At 31.5% G+C, this 19,308-nt stretch carries 16 protein-coding genes, 5 tRNA genes and 1 riboswitch; of the genes, 1 reads left to right on the top strand and 20 read right to left on the bottom strand.

Translation table 11 applies throughout. The annotated features are described in order from the left end of the window. Nucleotides 1-142 precede the first annotated feature (142 nt). The 13 genes from secA to G9F72_RS01725 all read right to left on the bottom strand — a co-directional run bounded on the left by secA (nt 143) and on the right by G9F72_RS01725 (nt 11,860). Nucleotides 143-2,644: a preprotein translocase subunit SecA gene (secA, locus tag G9F72_RS01785; RefSeq protein WP_164956891.1), complete on the bottom strand. Its 2,502-nt coding sequence runs from the start codon at nt 2,642-2,644 to the stop codon at nt 143-145. 465 nt (nt 2,645-3,109) lie between these two features. Continuing rightward, a complete protein-coding gene (locus G9F72_RS01780; RefSeq protein ID WP_224675918.1) occupies nt 3,110-3,283 on the bottom strand; it encodes a hypothetical protein in 174 nt (57 codons plus the stop codon). Nucleotides 3,284-3,705: 422 nt separating this feature from the next. Beyond that, on the bottom strand, nt 3,706-4,239 hold the full coding sequence (hpf, locus tag G9F72_RS01775) for a ribosome hibernation-promoting factor, HPF/YfiA family (RefSeq protein WP_164956893.1): 534 nt from the start codon (nt 4,237-4,239) through the stop codon (nt 3,706-3,708). A gap of 548 nt (nt 4,240-4,787) precedes the next feature. Further along, entirely contained in the window at nt 4,788-5,387 is a 600-nt protein-coding gene (locus tag G9F72_RS01770) for a ComF family protein (protein ID WP_164956894.1), read from the bottom strand. Nucleotides 5,388-5,440: 53 nt separating this feature from the next. Beyond that, a complete protein-coding gene (locus tag G9F72_RS01765; protein WP_164956895.1) occupies nt 5,441-6,469 on the bottom strand; it encodes a hypothetical protein in 1,029 nt (342 codons plus the stop codon). 36 nt (nt 6,470-6,505) lie between these two features. Continuing rightward, a complete protein-coding gene (locus G9F72_RS01760; RefSeq protein WP_164956896.1) occupies nt 6,506-8,749 on the bottom strand; it encodes an ATP-dependent RecD-like DNA helicase in 2,244 nt (747 codons plus the stop codon). Nucleotides 8,750-9,028: 279 nt separating this feature from the next. After that, nucleotides 9,029-10,204 (bottom strand): methionine adenosyltransferase, encoded by a 1,176-nt coding sequence (metK, locus tag G9F72_RS01755; protein WP_164956897.1) that lies wholly within the window; start codon nt 10,202-10,204, stop codon nt 9,029-9,031. A gap of 86 nt (nt 10,205-10,290) precedes the next feature. After that, a riboswitch (SAM riboswitch) is annotated at nt 10,291-10,393 on the bottom strand. 108 nt (nt 10,394-10,501) lie between these two features. Then, nucleotides 10,502-10,586 (bottom strand) — tRNA-Tyr (locus tag G9F72_RS01750). A 5-nt stretch (nt 10,587-10,591) separates the two neighbouring features. Next, nucleotides 10,592-10,666 (bottom strand) — tRNA-Thr (locus tag G9F72_RS01745). Nucleotides 10,667-10,694: 28 nt separating this feature from the next. After that, nucleotides 10,695-10,770 (bottom strand) — tRNA-Val (locus tag G9F72_RS01740). 26 nt (nt 10,771-10,796) lie between these two features. Further along, nucleotides 10,797-10,881, bottom strand: a tRNA-Tyr gene (locus tag G9F72_RS01735). Between the two features lie 5 nt (nt 10,882-10,886). Further along, nucleotides 10,887-10,961 (bottom strand) — tRNA-Thr (locus G9F72_RS01730). A 209-nt stretch (nt 10,962-11,170) separates the two neighbouring features. Continuing rightward, complete coding sequence (locus G9F72_RS01725) at nt 11,171-11,860, bottom strand: hypothetical protein (protein ID WP_164956898.1); 690 nt, start codon at nt 11,858-11,860, stop codon at nt 11,171-11,173. A gap of 152 nt (nt 11,861-12,012) precedes the next feature. Here G9F72_RS01725 and yyaC point away from each other — a divergent pair, with 152 nt between their 5' ends. After that, nucleotides 12,013-12,570 (top strand): spore protease YyaC, encoded by a 558-nt coding sequence (gene yyaC / locus G9F72_RS01720; protein WP_164956899.1) that lies wholly within the window; start codon nt 12,013-12,015, stop codon nt 12,568-12,570. Nucleotides 12,571-12,693: 123 nt separating this feature from the next. Here yyaC and G9F72_RS01715 read toward each other — a convergent pair whose 3' ends face one another. The 7 genes from G9F72_RS01715 to G9F72_RS01685 form a co-directional block, all read right to left on the bottom strand. Continuing rightward, on the bottom strand, nt 12,694-13,728 hold the full coding sequence (locus G9F72_RS01715; protein ID WP_164956900.1) for a rod shape-determining protein: 1,035 nt from the start codon (nt 13,726-13,728) through the stop codon (nt 12,694-12,696). A gap of 126 nt (nt 13,729-13,854) precedes the next feature. Continuing rightward, entirely contained in the window at nt 13,855-14,109 is a 255-nt protein-coding gene (gene spoIIID, locus G9F72_RS01710) for a sporulation transcriptional regulator SpoIIID (protein ID WP_164956902.1), read from the bottom strand. A gap of 120 nt (nt 14,110-14,229) precedes the next feature. Further along, nucleotides 14,230-15,036 carry a M23 family metallopeptidase gene (locus tag G9F72_RS01705; protein ID WP_164956903.1) on the bottom strand — a complete coding sequence of 269 codons (807 nt, stop codon included), beginning with the start codon at nt 15,034-15,036 and terminating at the stop codon, nt 14,230-14,232. 230 nt (nt 15,037-15,266) lie between these two features. Next, entirely contained in the window at nt 15,267-16,313 is a 1,047-nt protein-coding gene (gene spoIID, locus G9F72_RS01700) for a stage II sporulation protein D (RefSeq protein ID WP_187356052.1), read from the bottom strand. Between the two features lie 274 nt (nt 16,314-16,587). Then, complete coding sequence (murA, locus tag G9F72_RS01695; RefSeq protein WP_164956904.1) at nt 16,588-17,847, bottom strand: UDP-N-acetylglucosamine 1-carboxyvinyltransferase; 1,260 nt, start codon at nt 17,845-17,847, stop codon at nt 16,588-16,590. A 26-nt stretch (nt 17,848-17,873) separates the two neighbouring features. Continuing rightward, nucleotides 17,874-18,593 (bottom strand): YwmB family TATA-box binding protein, encoded by a 720-nt coding sequence (locus G9F72_RS01690; RefSeq protein WP_164956905.1) that lies wholly within the window; start codon nt 18,591-18,593, stop codon nt 17,874-17,876. A 291-nt stretch (nt 18,594-18,884) separates the two neighbouring features. After that, the gene (locus G9F72_RS01685; protein ID WP_164956906.1) at nt 18,885-19,283 is read right to left on the bottom strand and encodes a F0F1 ATP synthase subunit epsilon; all 399 of its coding nucleotides are present in this window, start codon (nt 19,281-19,283) and stop codon (nt 18,885-18,887) included. Between the last annotated feature and the right edge of the window lie 25 nt (nt 19,284-19,308).

Here is a 19,308-nt window from a genome sequence, read left to right as displayed (position 1 = left end):
ATTTCTCCACTAGGAAAAATTTTATTAACTGTTAACTGTCATCTGTCAATTTTCAACTATTACTATCCTTTATTCTGTTTTACGAAATTATTAATTGTTGACCCCTTTGTCGTTCTCTGGAACAGATAACAATTATTAATTGTTATCCCCTGCCGCAACAGTTTTTGTATTTCTTACCTGACCCACAAGAACAGTCATCATTTCTCCCTGGTTTAGTTTCTTTTTTAGTTGGCTCTTTTTTAACGGAATCATCATGATTTGTTGATGTAATCTTGGCAACCATTTCTCTTTCAGGTGCTTTTTCTATTTGCACGTGGAATAAGTATTTAACTGTTTCTGTCTTTATGTTGTCAATCATTTCAGCAAACATATCACTACCTTCCATTTGGTAGGCTTGTGATGGATCCTGTTGCTTATAAGCTCTTAGTCCAATACCTTGTTTTAAATGTTCCATATCATCAATATGATCCATCCATTTACTATCTACAACCCTTAGAAGAATAACTCTTTCAACTTCTCTCATTTGTTCCTCACCAAAATGCTCTTCTTTCTGAGCATACATTTTCTCAGCTATATCTAAAAGAGTAGTCTTAATTTCATCATTAGATGTTTTAGCTAATTCTTCTATTGAAACAATACCCTTAGGAAGAAATATTGTTTCAAGGAAACCAATTAATTTTACTAATTCCTCATCGAAACTTTCCTCTATGCCAGTAATATGAGCTGCAACTGCAGAGAAAATAACATCTTTTATCATTTCTTCAACTTGATCTTTTATGTTTTCTCCTTGAAGAACTTCCGTTCTTTGTCTATATATTATTTCTCTCTGTTGATTCATTACATCATCATATTGAACAACATTTTTTCTTATATCAAAGTTATTTCCTTCAACTTTCTTTTGAGCACTTTCTATAGCTCCACTTACCATTTTACTCTCAATAGCATCCTCATCAGTTAAGCCTAATTTTTCTACTACTCCTTGAAGCCTTTCAGAACCAAATATTCTCATTAAATCATCTTCCAGTGATATATAAAATCTTGAGCTTCCTATATCCCCTTGACGACCAGAACGTCCTCTAAGCTGATTATCGATACGCCTAGATTCATGTCTTTCAGTTCCAATTATCTTGAGTCCTCCAGCTTCAACAACGCCCTCTTCAAGCTTAATATCCGTACCACGGCCAGCCATGTTAGTTGCTATAGTAACCATGCCAAGTGCCCCTGCATGAGATATTATATCCGCTTCTCTTTCATGATATTTAGCATTAAGTACTTGATGAGGAATTCCTCTTCTTTTAAGCATCTCAGATAATAATTCTGATTTTTCTATACTAACAGTACCTACAAGGACAGGTTGCTTAGCCTTATAGGTTTCAACTATTTCATCTACTATAGCTTTATATTTCCCCTTTACAGTTTTATAAACTAAATCCGCATTATCAACTCTTGTGAGTGGCATATTAGTAGGGATTACTAATACGTCCAGTCCATATATTTCTCTAAATTCATTTTCTTCAGTAAGTGCGGTACCAGTCATACCTGATAATTTATTATACATTCTGAAATAATTTTGGAATGTAATAGTGGCAAGAGTTTTTGATTCTTTTTCAATTTTTACGCCCTCTTTTGCTTCAATAGCTTGGTGAAGTCCATCACTATATCTTCTACCTTCCATAAGTCTTCCAGTAAATTCATCTACTATGATAACTTCTCCATCTTTATCCATATAATCTTTATCTTTTCTCATGATATAGTTTGCTTTTAAAGCTTGAACTACATGGTGCTGTACAGTCATATTTTCTGCATCAGCATAATTTTCTAAGTGGAAATACTTTTCTGCTTTATCTATACCAACATCAGACATTATAGCAGCACTAGCTTTTTCATCTATAGTGTAATCTTCTTCTTTCACTAGTCCCTTAACAAAATAATCTGCTACTTTATAAAAATCTGTAGATTTTTCTCCTTCTCCAGATATTATAAGTGGTGTCCTAGCTTCATCTATTAATATGGAGTCAACCTCATCCACGACTACAAAGTTTAATTTTCTTTGAACCCTTTCTTCTTTATAAACAACCATATTATCTCTTAAATAATCGAATCCAAATTCATTATTTGTTCCGTAGGTTATATCTGAATTATAGGCCTCTTGTCTTTGAGTTTGGTCTAAATCATGAATAATTACACCTACAGAAAGACCTAAGAATTCGTGTATTTGTCCCATCTCATCTCTATCTCTTTTCGCAAGATAGTCATTAACTGTAACTATGTGAACGCCTTTTTCTGTTAGTGCATTCAAATATGATGGAAGCGTAGCCACTAAGGTCTTTCCTTCACCAGTTTTCATTTCAGTTATTCTTCCTTGATGTAGAATTATACCCCCAATTAGTTGTACTCTAAAATGCTTCTTGCTAAGAACTCTCCATGAAGCTTCTCTAACTACTGCAAAGGCTTCAGGTAATATATCATCTAAAGTCTCTCCATTATTTAGCCTAGTCTTAAATTCTTCTGTTTTTGCTTTAAGATCCTCATCACTTAAACTAGTCATTTTTGGATCTAGTTCCTCTATCTTATCTACAGTTGAAATTATTCTTTTTATTTCTCTATCACTATATGTACCAAATAACTTATCAAAAAATTTCATAATTTTCATCCTCACTATTCATTTTAATAATTCCTATTAATAATTCCTAAATATACAATCTAAATTATACCACTTAATTTGCTCGTATTCAACTTATATGATTTGTTATTTACATAGTTAATTATTAATAATCTTCTATTGTCATATTGTGTAGAATACAAGTTTTATGTATAATAAAATTAAACCATTATTGTAATGTAATTTACCTAATAATAAATTCTTTTAAAATATAAAATATGGAGTGATATAATTGTTTACTGATTCACCTTTTTTTATCTTTTACCTCGAGGAAATAGTTTTGATAAATAATACGATTGATAAAAACTTAAAAACCTTCATAAACAATTACCCCTCTAATATATGCTATTTTTTTTCCACTAATTGTTCCATTAGTAGAAAAGAAATTTTTGATTTATTATCACATCATGGTGTGACCTCAAATTTTAATAATATATTTACCCCTACCTATCTACTTCTCCAATATTGCAAAGATTTATACAAAAACTTTTCAATATATCCCATTACTACGTCTTTAGATTTTAATGACTTTTTTTCTTTAAATATACCAATCAAACATAAAAACCCAAGCGCAATTTTAATATCAACTACAAACATAACTAATGAAAATTTAGAATTCATTCAAACCCATAAAGTTTCTATAGTTATATCCTCTAATTTATGTGCTTATAATAGGTCCTTAGATTGTAGTAATTGTTTTAAAGAATGTGGTATACGAGAAATCGCTACTAATAATAAAAATAGATTAATTATACCCGACAAGTCTCCCATATATGCTTCGGCTCTTTTATTCAAGCAAATTAATATTCCCCCCAAGCACACTATAGTTTTTACAGATATTCTTAGAGATGATTATATGCAATATCAAAGAATTGGTTGCACTCTTATTCTGACTCTAAATAATAGAACCTCTTTAAATGACTATCTTAACTCCCCAAATGATGCGGACCTTGTAATAAGTGATTTTGAAAAGCTATCATATTTTTTAAAGTTAAAAAAAGACTAAAGTAAAGATAAGATTACTTTAGTCCTTTTGTTAATTCTTAAAATTCTGGCTCTATTAATCCATAATTCCCATCTTTTCTTTTATATACTACGTGAACTTCTGATGTTTCATCACTCATATATACGAAAAAGCTATGACCAACAAGCTCCATTTGAAGAACTGCTTCCTCTGCTGACATAGGCTTGAATGCAAATTTCTTTGTCTTTACTATTTTAGGATCCATATCTTCTTCATTATTATTTGTATATAATGGTATTCCCTTAAATTTAAGAGAAGTCCCACGATTTCTTTTTTCTAATTTTGTTTTATGTTTTCTAATTTGTCCTTCTAATTTATCAACAACAAGATCTAGTGAAGTATACATATCTTCATTTTGCTCTTCTGCTCTTAAAACAACTTCATTAAATGGAATTGTAACTTCTATAGTGTGCCTATTCTTATGAACACCCAAAGTTATCTGTGCTTCCACATCTGGATTAAAATATTTATCAAATCTGGATATTTTCTTTTCCATAATATTTTTTAAGGCCTCTGTTATCTCTATGTTTTTTCCTATTATTCTAACTTTCATACCGTCCAGCCCCTTTCTAATATCTATATACTACTAGATTACTAATCTAGTTATATAGTTGTATTTCTATACTATTACTTTTAATACTAAATAGCAACCATTAAAATCAGAATTTACATAATATTAATTCAATTTAAAGTGTGTTATCGCAATATTGCTTATTATTCCCCCGTTTACTTACGTACATTGTCCATTGTTTACACGTGTACCTTATGATATAGTTGAATTACACGAGTTTTTAAAAAAACATACTCAAACAAGTATATATATTCCATATTTTTATATGATAAAAAATAAAAACTCCTAATATTATATTAGGAGTTTTTATATATTAAGTTAGTTGACCTGGTCTTTGACCCCACACTCGCCTGCTGGAGCTTTTGCTACCCAGAATTACCTTCTCACTACTCACACTCTCGCCCGTTAAGACGGCAGGACTAACCTCTAAGCCGCACCATGCTCGCTAAACTTTGTTTAACTTACGTGGATCGTTTCGCCTGCGACTGGCATCGACTTTCAACCACAAACCTAACTTACTACAATAAATATTATACCTTACTTTTGGCTATAGTCAATATACAAACATTGTTAATTCCACTTTCTTTTAGCTTACTTGCACAATGAAAGGCTGTAGCCCCAGTGGTTATAACATCATCAACAATTAAAATATTTTTATTTTGCATAAATTTATTTTCTTTAACTTCAAAACATTTTTCCATATTACTCCATCGATCTTCACCACTTAGCCCAATTTGATCCTTAGTATCCATAGTTTTTATTAAATTACAAATTACTGGAATATTTAAAAACCTTGATAAGTAATTTGCCAAAAACTCACTTTGGTTATATCCTCTACTTTTTTGTGATTTTTTAGTCATAGGTACATAAGCTATTAAGTCAAACTGTAATTTATTACTTTTTACAAATTCTAACATGTGCTTAGCTAAAATTTCTCCACACATAAAATCGCTTTTATATTTGAGCCGGATAATTAACTCTTTTACTATATTTGAATAATAAAACACTGACCAAACAAGGTATTTTTCTTCATTATGGCATAGATAAAAGCTATTTCCACATGGCCTCAATTTTTTCCTGCAATCAGTACATAGGGCCTCGCTTTCCAACGTATATTCACTGCAAATCACACAATGCTCATCCCCTGAATATATAAGCTCAAATAAACAATTAATTATATTTTTTATATATTTAATAATCCTTTTTCCCACGCTTTCTTATTAAATTTTCTAGCTATATTTTTAGCCTTATCCATCTCCGTAGTTTCAACGTTTGCTAAAAATATCGCCTCTCCCCTTTGTATATTTTCATATCTACCCACCTTACTTGATAGATATAATAGTTGCTTATGAGTAAATTTAATATTATCAGCAAAGTAGACTATAACATCCACCGAATGGAATTCTAGGTAACTTTCTTCAAAGTCATTAGTTACAATTATCCCCTTATCACTATTCATAAATACTATGGGAATATCAGCATCACTTTTTTTGCTAATATATAAAAATAAATCTTCACTCAACTTTTCTTTGAAATTACTTAGATACTGGTATAGCGCCGTAGCTTTTTCCGCATCTGGTGTAAAAATTATTACCTTTCTATTAGATATAATTGACCAATTTAAATATTCATAAACTACCAAAGGTATGTCGGTATTAAGATTTATTCTTGTAGTTATGATTCTAGGCTCTATAATCGGGATTTTATTATTTGTTAACGGAAACATAATTGTGGCACCTTCGCTTAGAACATTCTCTACGGAATAAGCTATTGCAGCGCCATCAAAGCTACACATTTTTAATAATATTTTTTTTATTTGTTGTTTGCTATATTTAGGAAAGCTTCTAATCTCATTATAAATAACCACATCAAATTTTTCTTGGAATGTTAATGCGCTTTCATAATTGCATATATGTAAATATTCATTAACACTGCTATAATTTTTTTTATCGTCATATACATATTTACCTAAATTACTAAAATTATCTATAGTGTAAATAATATCAATTTTGCGCGCATCTTCGTTAGTTATATACAATACATTTTTCTTTTCATTAGCGTATGCAATTATAGTTTCGAGCAATATATCAGAGGAATTGTAAAACATAGATACTACATCAATTCTTTTTTTTCCATTTAATGAACAGTTTAAAATTTCTTTGCTAATTTCATCTTTTTCCTTACTAAGGTTTAAATTTGCGTAGAAATGCATGTACAATCTCCTTTACAGTTAAATATTTGTTTTAATTTAATTCTGCTGCTCTTCATCATGACTAAGATTTGCATCTACTATTTGTCTTATCCTCCAGCCTAGTGCAGAATATCTTTCGAAGCTTCTATTATTATCTTTCATGAAATTGATAGCTTTTGTTTTTCCAACTAAAACAACCATGTTCTTCGCTCTAGTTATTCCTGTATAAAGCAAATTTCTGTTCATTAAAAGTGGCGGCCCCATAAACATAGGCATAATTACAACTTCAAACTCACTACCTTGACTTTTATGTATAGTAATAGCATAAGCTAAAGTTAGTTCATCTAAAAATACCCCTTCGTATTCTACCCGCTTATCATCATCAAATACTACAATGACATTTTCATTATCTTCATCGATGTCATTAACATAACCTACATCCCCATTAAAAATCCCGATGCCATCTTCATCGTGCTTTAAACCCACTTTATTCCATTTCATAGAATAATTATTTTTAATTTGCATAACCTTGTCTCCTACTCTAAATATAGTATTCCTATATTCTTTTTCTTTTTTATATTTAGACTTAGGATTCAATATTTCTTGAAGCTTTTCATTTAAATTTTCTATGCCCAGTATCCCTTTTCTCATAGGTGAGAGTATTTGAATATGCTTCATTTTGTCCCACTCTTTGTTGAATTTTGGTAGTCTCGTATTAATTAAAGTAATTATGCTATCCAAAATTTTGTCAGGCTCATCATTTTCAATAAAATAAAAATCTTTACCCCTTTTATTTAAAATAGGCATTTCACCATTGTTAATTTTATGAGCATTGACAATAATCATACTCTCTTGTGCTTGCCTAAAAATTTCCTTAAGTTTAACTACTTTAACACAATTACTATCAATAATGTCTCTTAGGACATTCCCAGGACCCACAGATGGCAATTGATCCACATCACCCACAATTATAAGTCTAGTGCCTATGCTAATAGCTTTTAATAAACTATTCATAAGCATTATATCTATCATAGAGGCTTCATCAATAATTAGCACATCACAATCTAAAGGGGCCTCCTCGCCTCTAAAAAACTGCGACCCATCATCGCCACCCATTCCAAGCTCGAGTAACCTATGTATAGTTTTAGCTTCCCTGCCAGTAGCTTCTGTCATTCTTTTAGCGGCCCTGCCAGTAGGAGCAGCCATGAATACTTTCATTCCAGCTTTTTCAAACACCTCTATAATACAATTAATTATAGTAGTTTTACCTGTACCAGGACCTCCAGTTATAACCTCCATACCATTTTCAGCGGCACCACAAATAGCAGCCTTTTGGGATATCGCAAAACTTATAGCCTTTTCATTTTCAAATTTTTCAATTTCCTCTTCAATGTCTAAATCTAATTTTTCATACTGTGCTATAGATAAATTTATAACTTTTTTAGTAATACTTAACTCACAATAGTAGAAAGGCATGGTGAATACACATTCTTCTTCATCAATATTTTCCACTTTCAATTTTCCCTGCACTACATTATCAAAAATATTCTTCTCAATTTCTTCCTGAGAAACCCCAAGAATATTTTTAGCTTCCCTATGTAACCTGACCAGAGGCATATAAGTATTCCCCATGGCACAAAATTCATTAACCACATAATTAATTCCACTTTGTATTCTAAAAGGCGACTCTTTGTCAATACCTAAACTCCGAGCTATCTTATCTGCAATTTTAAATCCTACTCCAGCGATAGTTTCAGTTAACACATAAGGATTATCCTGTACTACCTTTATAGAGTCTCCTCCATATTTTTTATAAATTTTTACACATTGGTTAGGTGTTACTCCGTAGGTTTGAAGAAATATCATTATATTTTTTACTTCTCTTTGCTTAGAATAAGACTCTAGAATTAATTTAATCTTCTTTTCTCCCACACCATCAATCTCATTTAATCTTTGGATTTCATTGTCAAGTATATTCATTGTATTTTCTCCAAAGTGCTTTACAATTTTTTTAGCAGTTACTGGTCCAATTCCTTGAATAACTCCTGAAGCTAAATATTTTTCTATACCTGCAATAGAACTTGGTAATACTTCCTCACAGTATGCTATTTTAAATTGCTTTCCAAATTGAGCATGGTTAACCCATTCTCCTGTTAATTTTAAATTTTGTCCTTCACTTATGTAGGGAACAATGCCTACAACAGTTATTATATCTTTTTTATCATTCAAATGAGCAATTATATACCCATTTTCTTCATTTTGAAATACTATATCTTCGATGATTCCTTGTATTTCTGGCATAAAATCTCCCCTATTTATAAATTTATATAGTAGCAATACTAGTAAAAATATTATTTATATTTCTACTATTATATCATATGTACTTTAGGTTTTTTACCTTTAAAATACCCCTATCTTAAGTTTTATCAAAATTTCAATTAATAATCCATATAATAGGTTGAAATTTAATATTTCTAGGATTATTTAAATTGCCTGGAGTAAACTTTTTAATTAATTATGCAAAAGAGGGATAACAATTACTAATTGTTATCCCTCTTTTCATTATACATATTTTTTATTCTATAAATATTTTTTTATTTGTTCAACTTTGTTTAGTCTTTCCCATGATAGGTCTAAATCAGTTCTACCAAAATGTCCATAAGCTGCTACCTGTTTGTAAATAGGTCTTTGAAGATCTAATTCTCTTATAATAACAGCTGGCCTTAAATCAAATACTTTTTCGATTATTTCAACAATTTTATTATCTGCAATTTTTCCTGTTCCAAAAGTGTCAACCTCTATAGATACCGGTTTAGCTACACCTATAGCATAAGCGAGTTCTATTTCTAATTTATCTGAAACTCCTGCAGCTACTAAGTTTTTAGCAACCCATCTTGCAGCATATGCAGCAGATCTATCAACTTTTGTTGGGTCTTTACCAGAAAATGCTCCACCGCCATGTCTTCCGTATCCACCATAAGTATCTACTATTATTTTTCTTCCTGTTAAACCAGAGTCTCCTTGCGGTCCTCCAATTACAAATCTACCTGTAGGATTAATATAATATTTAGTGTTTTCATCTAATAACTCACTTGGAACTGTAGGTTTTATTACATGTTCTATTAAATCATTTTCAATTTGGTCATGAGTTGACTCTTCTCCGTGTTGAGTTGAAATAACAATAGTATCTATTCTTATTGGCTTATTATCTTCATACTCTACAGTAACTTGTGTCTTTCCGTCTGGTCTTAAATAGTCTAGTGTGCCATCTTTTCTTACTTCACTTAATCTTCTTGCAAGTCTATGAGCCATAGCAATTGGAAGTGGCATGTACTCTGGTGTCTCATTAGTGGCAAATCCAAACATCATGCCTTGGTCTCCAGCACCTATTGAATCTATCTTATCCTGCGTGCCTTTCTTAGACTCTAGTCCCTCGTTAACTCCCATAGCTATATCTGCTGATTGTTCACCAATAGATGTAATTACTGCACATGTACTGGCATCAAATCCATATTTCGCTCTAGTATATCCTATTCCCTCAATAGTACTTCTAACAACTTTAGGAACATCTACATAACAAGAAGTTGTTATCTCTCCCATGACTAAAACCATCCCTGTAGTAACCGCTGTTTCACAAGCAACTCTAGCATGTGGATCTTGCTCTAAAATAGCATCAAGTATAGCATCTGAAATTTGGTCACAAATTTTATCTGGATGTCCTTCTGTAACTGATTCTGATGTAAATAATCTTTTCATTATAATTCTCCCTTCTAATGCCTGAAAATATTTTTTAAAATAAATAAAACCCCTTCTATATATAAGAAGAGGTGTTTTCACCATCTTTCTTATCTCGCAGAATAAACCTGCAGGAATTGGCACCATGGTGCATTGCACCGGTTGCCGGGTTTCATAGGGCCTTTTTCCCTCCACCTCTCTTGATAAGAGTTATCAATATTAAATTTATATCATAATACCACATAAGTTTTTCAGTGTCAACAGATCCTGATTGACTTTAAAATAAAATCAATAAAAAAGACATCTACAGATGTCTTTTGGTGGAGGAGGACGGATTCGAACCATCGAAACATTACGTAACAGATTTACAGTCTGCCCCCTTTGGCCACTCGGGAACTCCTCCATATATGGAGCTAGCAATAGGAATCGAACCTACAACCTGCTGATTACAAGTCAGCTGCTCTACCGTTGAGCCATGCTAGCATTCATTCTATTCTTAAAAAAATTATTATGGTGGGAACAACAGGGTTCGAACCTGTGACCCTCTGCTTGTAAGGCAGATGCTCTCCCAGCTGAGCTATGCTCCCATAATTTGCGGTGATTATAATAAAAATGGTGGAGGAGGACGGATTCGAACCATCGAAACATTACGTAACAGATTTACAGTCTGCCCCCTTTGGCCACTCGGGAACTCCTCCACTTTTGGAGCTGGCAATAGGAATTGAACCTACAACCTGCTGATTACAAGTCAGCTGCTCTACCGTTGAGCCATGCCAGCATATTATTTTTTCGTCTCTTTATCCTGTCGACAAGAATTATTATACAACTATAATTAATTAATTTCAAGTTCTCTTTTTTCGAATTAGCGACTTCTTCTCTACATTGCTATACCAATCGCATATTTACTCTATTTTAAGCATTAATATAACTTATTATTCTTCATTAGAAAAGATAAATTATTTTTTATATTACTTAGTAGTAATATGACTATTTTAGCATTTCCGCAGCATCCATATCTATAAACTTTCCAGCTATTTTTCTCACTTTTTCATATTCTTTTTTGGATAATTCTTCTTTTAGTAATTTCAGTGCTTTAAGGACACCATCTTCAGCATCCACTTCATATAAATAATCTTTCACTTTTTTATAATTCTCTTTTCCTAGCTGGAAGCTTACATAAAGTAATTTTATTTTATCAGAAGTTGTTAGACTTTCTTCTATTTTCCCTGTTGATACCTTAAATACTGATTGTTCCTGCTGCTTTGCATTGTAATGGTCATTCTCCAGGCTATCCGCTGGTTTAAGTGCATATATGTCACTGGTCATATCTTTGTTCCAATTGTTTTTTTCAATATCTCTACTTGATGGATTTGCATTCAAATTAACACTACTTTTTTGTTCATCACTTAATTCACTTTTAGCTAAATCGTCTTTTTCTAACTCTTCTTTTACATTAGAAGTTTCTTCATCAACTTTTTTAATCACTCTACCCTGGTTATCATTATTTATAGTATCTTTTGGAATGTAATCTTTTTTATACCCAACTACTGCCTGTTTTTTTAATTTATCTGATTCATAATACTTTGCTTTAATTGCAAAGCTACTGTAATAAAGCATTACACCTATGCTTACAACAGTAGAAAATATAATAATCAACAATAAATTTATTTTCTTCATGTTAATATCACCTCAAATAATTAGTATATATAGATTATTTTCCAATTTATCATTTTTTTATTCTTTTATCATAATAATACAAGGAATTTATTCATATAAATTATTGATAGGAAAATAATCTATTCACAGCGCAATACAAGGAGGTATATTTCTTGAGTAAAGCTAAAACCCATTATAAAGACCCTTTAGCATACTATACAATCTCTAACTTTCTAAAAGACTATATTGATAAAAACACTTTAGTTGTTTGCATAGGCACTGATAGATGTATAGGTGATTGTCTAGGCCCTTTAGTGGGTACATTTTTAAAAGATAGCTCCTTCCCACTACCTGTATATGGCACTATTGATAATCCAATCCACGCCTTGAACATTGATAGTAAATTAGCTAAAATAAATGCACTGCATCCAAATTGCACTATAATAGGTGTAGATGCATGTTTAGGAGACATATCAAATATTGGTGAGATTCAAGCTAGAAATTATCCAATCCATCCTGGAAAAGGTGTAGGAAAAACACTTCCTAAAGTAGGCAATGTTTCATTAATAGGCATAGTAGATTCAAGTGATGATAGTGAACTGTTCACTAATAGAAACATAAGACTAAGTTTAGTAATGGAAATTGCTAGCGTTTTGAGCCGTTCCCTTTTGCATTCATATTATTTGTATTCACTCAGCAATGAAGAAAAAAATTTAGATCCAGTTTTATAAACTATTTTATTTTAAATAATTATCTACAGCCTTTAATTTATAGTGCATTATATAATAAAAAAAATAAGCAATACAATTATTAGATTAATTGTATTGCTTATTCATATAGCTTGTTTACACTTTTTAATCTGTTAAATATCTGTCGCCTCCATTAAATGAATTATCTAGCTTATCCATATAATCCAATACTTTACCTGTTCCCAGTGCTACACATGAAACGGGATCCTCAGCAAGGTATACTGGGACTTTAGTGATTTCCTGTATAAGTTTGTCTAGTCCTTTTAACAGTGAACCGCCACCAGTCATAACAATACCTTTGTCAGCTATGTCAGCTGACAGCTCTGGCGGTGTTTTTTCTAACACGGAATGTGTACATTCTGCTATTGAATTTACTGCCTCGCTTAAAGCTTCTCGCATTTCTTCCGATGTTACTTGTAAGTTTTTAGGAAGACCTGTGATTAAATCTCTTCCTCTTATTTCCATCGTAGTCTCTTCATCTTGTTTATAAGCACAACCTATGTTGATTTTTAAATTTTCTGCAGTTCTCTCACCAATCATCAGCTTATGCTTTCTTCTTATATACTTTATAATATCGTCATCAAACTTATCTCCGGCTACTTTAATTGATTCACGTACAACCATACCACCTAAAGAAATAACTGCAACATCTGTAGTCCCTCCACCAATATCAATAACCATATTACCGCTTGCGCGAGTAATATCAAGTCCTGCTCCGATTGCCGCCGCTAGTGGTTCTTCTATAAGATAAACTTTCTTAGCTCCGGCATTTCTTCCTGCATCTTCTACAGCTCTTCGCTCTACCTCCGTTGCTTCACAAGGGACGCATATGACAACTCTTGGAGCTGATAATCTTCTTTTCCCACAAGCCTTACTAATAAAATGCTTTAACATTTTTTCTGTTATATCATAATCTGAAATAACTCCGTCCCTCATAGGACGTATTGCCACAATATTGCCTGGTGTTCTTCCTATCATTTGCCTAGCTTCTTCTCCTACTGCCAATACCTTATCATTATTTCTATCTATGGCAACGACAGATGGCTCTTTTAAGATAACACCTTTTCCCTTGATATATACAAGTACTGTGGCTGTACCTAAATCTATTCCCATATCTGTACCTATTCTAAAAAAAAACATCTCAAAACTCACTCCTGCTCTTTAGTATATTCATTATTTAAATTATACTAAACTCTATTCTATAAAGCCACAAAAAAATCCTCTTTTTTAGCTTTAATATTTATTATGTTTTTTATTGAAATGTTTTTATCCTTCAACTGCCTTGTATTTAAGTCTTGTTGCTCTTCCTCCCCTGATATGTCGCTCAGATTTATTTAAATCCAAAATTGTTTTTGCTTGGTTAGCAATTTGAGGATTTATTGTAGGCAATCTTTCTGTCATATCCTTGTGTATAGTACTTTTGCTAACTCCAAACACTTTGGCGGTTCTCCTTATTGTAGCTTTTGACTCAATAATATACTTAGCAACTTCCAGTACTCGATCTTCAATATAGTCTTTCAAAGTGTTACCTCCTTGACCCTTCTCTATTTATAAATATGCTTTAACTCCATTTTAAATTCCATTCCAATTAGTCATTTTGCCATATATTTCAGAAAAATGACTAATTGGTATGGTTATTGGCTATTGTTTTGTTGCTACAGGTTGATATTTCTCATATTGTACATATCTAGTAGGGTCGACGTTTATATATTCAATAGTTTTACTGGTTTTAGGATCAATGTTCTTTTCCAAAACTTCAAAATATAAATGTGGACCATACACTTCATTGCATGAGTTTAAACTAGTATTTCCTACAGTACCGATTTGCTGTTTTTTTGTTATCTTATCACCATTTTTTACTAATATCTTTTCTTCTAAATTATAATATTTAGTAATAGTACCGTTTTGATGTTTTATTTCAACCATCTTGCCCTTTTCATCGCTACCAACTTTTTCTACTATTCCATCCATAACAGCTAAAACTGGTTCACCTAGCTTTGCTTGAATAGCAATACCCAAGTTAGTTCTATAGCTGCCATCAGTCTTCCACCTGTATGAGTAGTCAATATCCTTTGAATAGCCTCTTGCAAGCAGTCCATTTGCTACAGGTTTTGTAAATGTAGCATTAACTGATTTTGAAACTGGTGATGTTAAGTTTCCAGTTGTAACCTTTTGAATATTAGGTACTGGTTTAAGCACCTCATTCTTACCTGAATTTTCTTTTTTTACTTGAAGAGCGTCTTGATATTGTTTTTCTTGCTCTTTTAGAACGTCTCCTGCATTTGCTTGTTCATTTTTTATTGCTTCTTGATTACTTGAAAACTTTTTATTATTACTTGCCGTTATAGTTGCAACTGTTGCTACTATACATAAACAAATAAATAAAACTACATAAAAGCCCTCTTTCTTAAAAAAATTTAATGTCTTATTGTTTGCTTTCTTATCCATACAAACACCTCCATTTGTATTTTTGTCCATATTGTATTAAAACATACATATTTTATAAAATTTTTTCCACTTATTTCACATTTATATTATATTTCTTTAAATTTACGTTTTTTAGGTCTTAAATTTAACATTTTTTACTTATATTTATTAAATCTTAAAAATTCACGCCCTAAAAAATTAAACTAGTTATCTTTTATAAAAAAAGATAACTAGTTTATTAATATAACCTTTTATTTGGATATAACAGTTCCTAGATAATAATGATTTAATATTTGTATATAATTTTTTCCTTCCTTAGCCATTGCATCTGCACCCCATTGGCTCATTCCTACCCCATGGCCATAACCAGTGGTATCTATCTCTACACTCTTCAAATTAAATACTATTTCAAAATTTGATGAATTCAGACCTAACATAGTTCTAAATTTACTACCCGTCATGGTTATACTTCCTATTTTAATATTTTTAACACTTCCTGCCTCAGTCCTATCAATTATTGTTATTTGTTTTTTTATGTTAGTTGAGGTTACCTTAGCATTACTGTAATTGTTATTTATAATCTGACTTAGCTCATTGTATCCAAAAATTTTACTGCTTTTAAACTTTGGTGCTCTTTCTTCACCTCCGCTTTCTACACTTCTTAAATAAGGTATGTTATTGCTAAATACCTCCTCAGAGTTTTCCGTTTTACCACTGCTAGTTGCAAAATAATAGGGCTCCATTACCAAGCTATTGTTATAGGTTAAAACTTCTCCTTGTGTGCCCACCACCGCCGTCTTAATCTTATCCCAATACTTTTCGCCTAAGCCTTTTGGCCATAACTTTATTCGTTCTTCTTTGCTCACATAGACTTGACAGTGAACTGTATCGCATAAATTTGCCCCATTAGCATTTTTACATAGTATTCCACCTAATTCAGTAACATGAGCTAATGCGTAAGTCCTAGAAGCCACTGCTTGAGCTTTTAGTGCATCTATCTCAAACTCAGCAGGCATTTCCGCTGCAACAACTCCAGTAATGTATTCTTCTAAATTGATTTCTTTTATTTTGTTTTCCTTTGATATGAATACTTTAATTTTAGAAATTTGGGGAAGTGAGCTAATTTTAATAAGACTTTTATATTCTTCTTGTTTAATTATAGAGTTTTTACTTTTATTTAAGCTTTTATTATCCCCTACGCCCACTATTAATACAGAAGTTATAACTATAAATGAAATAAATGCAATAATTAATAGAAGGAAGTTTTTCAAATGTGCTGTAATAAAAACTCTTCTCATGCTTTTCTCCTCTCGTTATAAAATAAATATCACTTTATACATATTATATAAAGATAAATAATATTACTTTTTTTGAAGTGTTAATTCCACAATGAATAAAAAGCACAGAAAATTTTTAATATAAATAAAGAATTGAGATATATTAATTATTATTAATTAATATATCTCAATTCTTTAAAATTCATATTAAATTATCAACTTTGCAGCTTCTAGCAACCTTCTGCGTTTTATTATTAAATACTTCTCTCAATATAATTATACTTTCCCGCTGTTTTTAAGAACTCACCCTTTCTATATCTGCACCCAGCCCCTTTAATTTCTGTTCAATAGAAACATAGCCTCTATCAATATGATATATATCGCTTATTGTAGTTGACCCCTCTGCAGTAAGTCCTGCCAGGATTAGTGATGCTCCAGCTCTTAAATCTGTAGCTGTTACTTCTGAACCTGTAAACGTGTCTATACCCTCTATTACAGCACTTCTACCATCTATTCTTATATTTGCACCCATTCTCTTGAGTTCTACGGCTTGCATAAATCTATTTTCAAATATAGTTTCTGTAATTATACTTGTACCTTTTACAGTGCATAATAAACTCATCATCTGAGCTTGCATATCTGTAGGGAATCCTGGATATGGCATAGTCTTTATATCCACCGGATTCAGTTTTTTCCTTCCATCAACAATTATACTGCTCTCATTAATCTCCATTGCAACTCCCATTTCTGTAAGCTTTGCTATTATTGGTTTTAAATGAACCTCATCAGCGCCATTAATTTTAATTAGGCTCTTTGTCATTGCAGCAGTTATCATAAATGTACCAGCTTCAATTCTGTCATATATAGGTCTATAAACAACTTCTTTAAAATCTTTAACTCCTAAAATCCTTATAGTGTCTGTTCCCTCGCCACTTATTTGCGCTCCCATAGCCCTTAAAAACCTTGCTAAATCTACAATTTCTGGCTCTTCAGCAGCATTCCCTATTACTGTTTCGCCATCTGCAAGCATTGCTGCCATCATTATATTTTCTGTAGCGCCTACTGAAGGATAATCTAAGTATATGTTGTTGCCTCTTAGTTTCTTTGCTTTTGCTTCCACATACCCGTGTCCTACCGATATTTCTGCTCCAAGTGCCGCAAGGCCCTTTAAATGAAGATCAATTGGTCTAGTTCCAATATTGCATCCCCCGGGCAGTGAAATCTTGAAAGTTCCAAATCTCCCAAGCATGGGCCCCATAATTAAAAAAGATGCCCTCATTTTTCTTACTAATTCATCGTTAGCGTCATTATCAAATAAATTGGCAGTATTAATTTTCACCCTATTATTTATTCTATCTATACTAACATTTGCTTTAAGAGATTTCAGTACTTCACAAATTACGAATACATCTTCAAGCATAGGCGCATTTTCAATGGTACAATTATTACCGTTTAATATGGTTGCTACAAGTATAGGAAGCACTGAATTTTTAGCTGAACTAACATTCACTTCACCTTGTAATTTTTTCCCACCTTTTATAACTAATTTATCCATTTTTTTCCTCCATTATATTGTTAGTTTTAATAAGTTGTAATTATTTCAGGTGTCCCAATGATAATGTACCTTCCGGATGAATAATTACATACAGCATAATTAAAATCAATTAGCTTGTTATTGTTTACCTTGCTAGTGTACTGTTTTGTATATGCTATAGTACTTAGTCCGTTATTTATACTTACAGTCTCGATATTTTCAGTTCCGTGAGATTTTAAATTTTTTATTATCCTTTTATTAACACCATAAATATCCTCACTAATTACATCCTGGCTTCTCTCTAGTATTTTCGCCTTCAAGTAAAGAAAAAATCTAATATTTTCGCCTCTACTTCCAATAACATTACTGACTTTATTTTTGAGAGATTCTAATCCATTTTCATTATCTATTTTGCTTATGTTTATTGTTATAACATTCTCACTATTGTATTTTACGGTCTCTATATAACCCTGAAGATTATCACTTGAAAAATCTATACAATATGAATCTTTATTTTCATAATTGTTTAATTTTATTTCATTACTATCAAATCCTAAATTTCGAATTAAATAGTTACAAACTTCTTTCGGGTCTTCTCCAGTTTTAAAGGATGTTTTCAATCCGTATTCTACAGTTTTACCTTTTGTTTCTAGTAATATTTCGTCAAATAAATTAACTTTCTCCTGTGCATTTAATAATATAACATTAACTTGTAATATAATAAGGCATAATACTATACACAAAAGTGTAATACTTTTTCTTCTCATTTTAATCCCCCTACCTTCAATTAAATTCTTGACCAAAATTTATTATTTTATTCTATAAATAATGGTTTTTAAATATTTTTGCTATTAATAAAATCATCCCTCAGCACAAATGTGAAGAGGGTTATTCCATTCATTATATAGGTAGAGGTATTTCAACAACTTATTTTACTATAAATCTATTCACTATATTATTAATATATAAAATTTTAATGAAAACGTGCTTAAAAGAATTTGTCACCTTTTAAGCATAAAAAAAAATAGAGATAACCTAATATCTCCATTTTTTAATCTCTATTCTACTGTCTTCATTCTCATGAGTGATCTTAAAAGAGAATTCTCTGCTCTTTTAACATCAACTCCATCTTTATGAAGTAATCTTTCTTCTGCTCTTTCCTTGGACTTTTTTGTTCTTAAAGCGTCTATATCCTCAGGCCATTCACAGGCACTGCATAACATTTCTACTCCACCTAGGTATACTCTTAAAATCCCTGTTGATGTAAAGGCTTTTAATTCTTTACCAGATAAATCAATAAATGTTGTAACTGTTGGTTTTAATGGAGCTACCATAGGAACATGCTTAGCAAGGATACCAAATTTTCCATCCTCACCCTCCGTGTTCAAACTCAGGATTTCACCACTATAAAACTCCTTTTCAGGCGTAAGTATAGTTAGTTTTGTACTATTTGCCATATAAAAACACTGACCTTTCTAGGTA

Origin of the sequence: Clostridium estertheticum (assembly GCF_011065935.2) — a bacterium.
Lineage (GTDB): Bacteria > Bacillota > Clostridia > Clostridiales > Clostridiaceae > Clostridium_AD > Clostridium_AD estertheticum_A.
The sequence above is the reverse complement of the archived record's forward strand: the minus strand, read 5'-3'. Positions and strand labels throughout refer to the sequence as shown.